2 protein-coding genes and 1 pseudogene are annotated in these 3,152 nt (G+C 61.5%); 1 reads left to right on the forward strand and 2 read right to left on the reverse strand.

Annotation, left to right across the window (positions count from 1 at the left end; translation table 11 throughout):
• Both A5658_RS12245 and A5658_RS12250 read right to left on the reverse strand, forming a co-directional pair.
• Window positions 1-928 (reverse strand): tetratricopeptide repeat protein (locus tag A5658_RS12245; protein WP_369830513.1); only part of this gene is annotated, 928 nt, incomplete at its 3' end.
• 465 nt (window positions 929-1,393) lie between these two features.
• Entirely contained in the window at window positions 1,394-1,744 is a 351-nt protein-coding gene (locus A5658_RS12250) for a hypothetical protein (protein ID WP_067334751.1), read from the reverse strand.
• Between the two features lie 239 nt (window positions 1,745-1,983).
• Here A5658_RS12250 and A5658_RS12255 point away from each other — a divergent pair.
• Window positions 1,984-3,152: pseudogene (locus A5658_RS12255) on the forward strand (hypothetical protein); the annotation flags it as partial.

Here is a 3,152-nt window from a genome sequence, read left to right on the forward strand (position 1 = left end):
TGGCGTGCAGCGCCTCGGCGCGGGTCGGGCGGAAAATCCAGGCGCGCAGGTAGGCGGCTTCAACATCTGGCCACGGTTCGTCGAGTTCCGCCAACGAGGCCGCCAACCGGAACAGTGCCCAGTAGATCTCCTCGTCATTGCCGCCCATTTCGATTCGTCGCGTACACCAGTTGCGGGCGTCGGCGAAATCGCCCATCTGGAAATAGGTCTCGGCGAGGAACAAGACCGACCGTGCACTCTCGGGATTGCGTTGGACCTCGGCTAGCAACCGGTCGCGTTCCTGCTCTGACTTGCGCCTAACTGAGCGAATCCCTTCCGCGGCGTTCTGCTTGTGGAATTCACGGAATAGCGATGTCGCGGACTCAGTGGCCAGCGAAGCCAAATCCGACGAGTCAACCAGCATTTGGCGGGCCGAGACTACCTTTAGGTACTCCTCGAGCGCGGGCTGCACGATGGACCAGATCCGAGAGCGTACGGTCTCGTCAGGCTCATGGATGATCGTCTTCTGGAGCTGGTTGAAATCACGAATCTGCAGCGCCACACGAATCTGCAGCGCCACTGGCAGCCTGATACTGCCGAACATGGTCGCCAACATGAGCGGGAAAAGCCTGTCGTGGAGGGCGGTCGACCGGCGGCCCGGCGTGCCGTCCAGGATCCCGCGATCGGTCGTGACCGCGGCGAGGAAGCTTTCCACCTCTGCCTCAGACAGTCCAGCACGGCAGTATTCGGTCCAGGTGGTGACGAGACTCAGGTACTGCGCATCGGTGAGTCTGGCCTCAAGGGCCTTGATGATGAGCCGGCCGGGTGGAAGATGGGCGCGGCGGAATATCCCGAAGGCAAGGAGCAGGACCGCCGCGTCGGACGGCCCCGCAGCGTCGACAGCATCGGCGATCACCGCGGCTGCCCCCGCGATGTCCCCGGCGTTCACTAGATTCCGGAGATTCTGTGAGAGCTCTGCGTCATGACGGGTGGGACTCGGCTTAACTCGAAGCTCGTCGCCTACGAGGTATCCCGCCTCGGCATTAGCCGACGGGCCACCCCGTCTCAGCCGCTTGACGGGTGTATACCCGGCATGCTGCTTCTGCGCGGAGTCCGACTCCGGAACGATCACCGAGGCCGCTCCGACGGTCGGATTACCCAACGGGTCGTCGCAGGCCAGGTCGCCAGTGGCCCCAGGGCCCCCGACACCGTGGCCGATCTCAGCGCGCAGGAATGTTGACCCGGCCACGCGCTGGCTGCAAGCGAGCTCGGACCGGCCATGACGTGCCCAATGTTCGTAGCCCGATGAGTATCTGCCATCGCGCACGGCTAGCGCGATGTCGGGAAACGTATGAAGGTATAGCTCCTCGTCGAACAGTTCGCTGCGCGGCAGTTCGTCCATTGCGGCAGCCTCCTAGTCCATAATTGCTGCCAAATATGCCTCGCAGCCGGACTCTATGTATGCAATATTGGCAAACCATAATTGGTTTTGGCCCGTCTGGCACGAACTCGCGCCCGGCGTCGCGGATCGCGGCGGCGTGGTACGGGCGTGGATGCAGGCCTGAGCACGGGCGGGCAACGTACACGCGTAGGCGAGTGCCAGTCGACCCAGCTTGGCCAGTTCGGCGTCCAGCCATCGGTACCTTGCCGGCCCTTTGTGATCCTCGTGGATCTTGTTGATCACCTCAGTCAATTCCGTGTTTTCTTTTTCGCGGTATGACTGGTTTCGTTTCCTCCAAATGATATTTTCCTCGCCTTCAACCATGCATGTTCGTCGATGCCGAATGGCGTTTTCCTTGGAATCGCGGCATTTCTTCGTTGCGTTCATCCATTGCCCAATGCCCGTCGCTGATTCCGAGGCCCCGACCAATTTCGTTACCGGGTTGCCTCAGTTGATCAAACCTAAATCTGCTGGTTGCACGAAAGATCTAGGCCTATGCTTTGGTTCATTCAGCTTCGACCTACCCAGGCATAACCCACGGCCTTTTAGGCTAGGTTGCATTCATGCGGTTCGCCGTAGCAGTTGTGTCACCTCCTAGCTATCCGAGCATCGGTGGAGGATTTCGCGAGATCGCGGAGGCAGTGCACTACGGCCTTGTGGCGCTCGGCCACGACTCGGTGGTGACCACCCGTCTCGACCTCCACGACCGCCGCACCATCGTGTTTGGCGCAAACCACCTACTCCAGTACGGCTTGGAGCTGCCAAAAAACCCCATCTTCTACAACCTCGAGCAATTGGGCCACGACTCGCCATGGATGGCGACGGCTGAATTCGTCGACCTTTTTCGTCGCTACCCGACGTGGGACTACAGCCCAGCCAACATCGAATACCTGGCGACGCTGGGGCTGCCCCGGCCCACCTACGTTCCGATCGGATACGTCCCCGAGCTGACGCGGATCGCCCCGGCCCCCGAAGACATCGACGTACTTTTCTACGGCATGCCCAGCTTGCGTCGGTATGCCGTTCTCCGGGACCTGCACGACAGAGGTCTTCGGGTCAAATGGCTGTTAGGCGCCCTAGGCGCGAGCCGCGATGCCTGGATCGCACGCTCGAAGATCGTCCTCAACGTTCATTACTGGGAAGCGAAGATCTTCGAAATCGCGCGTGTTTCCTACCTGATGGCCAATAAGCGCACGGTGGTCTCTGAGAGTGGTGGCGACCCGACATTGGAGCGCGGCCTGGAGTCCGGCGTCGCGTTCGCGGACTACAACGAACTGGCCGATCGCTGTGTGGCACTGCTCGAGGACGAGTGCGCGCGACGCGAGCTCGCCGAGCGGGGCTACCAGGCTTTCTCCGCTCGCAGCCAGGCCGACATCCTGCACGACGCGCTGGCGGCCCTTGAATGCCTGACCCGCCAGACCGCGGCGCGCGACGATTCGCGGATTGATGTGCGCCTCGAGGACAACGACGATCTTGAGCTCCGGCACCGCAATGTGCTCAGGCCTAAGTTTGAGCAGGAACGCGATCAGTTGCGGGCCAACGTCGAACGCAACCCCGAGGACGCGCGCTCGGTCTTCTTCCTTGCCGAGACCTGCTTCAATTTGGGCGACATCTTCAGCGCACGTCAGTGGTATGCGCGGCGGGCCGAGATGGGCGGCTGCGATGAGGAGGTTTACTACGCGCTTTTTCGGCTCGCGCAGTCGATGCAGCAACTCCTTTTACCGTGGCCAGA

It is taken from the genome of Mycobacterium sp. 1245111.1 (assembly GCF_001673405.1).
Lineage (GTDB): Bacteria > Actinomycetota > Actinomycetes > Mycobacteriales > Mycobacteriaceae > Mycobacterium.

What these genes read in the sequence shown, in the direction of transcription:
- A5658_RS12250 (WP_067334751.1), bottom strand. Translation starts at nt 1,744, where the DNA reads ATGGTTGAAGGCGAGGAAAATATCATTTGGAGGAAACGAAACCAGTCA.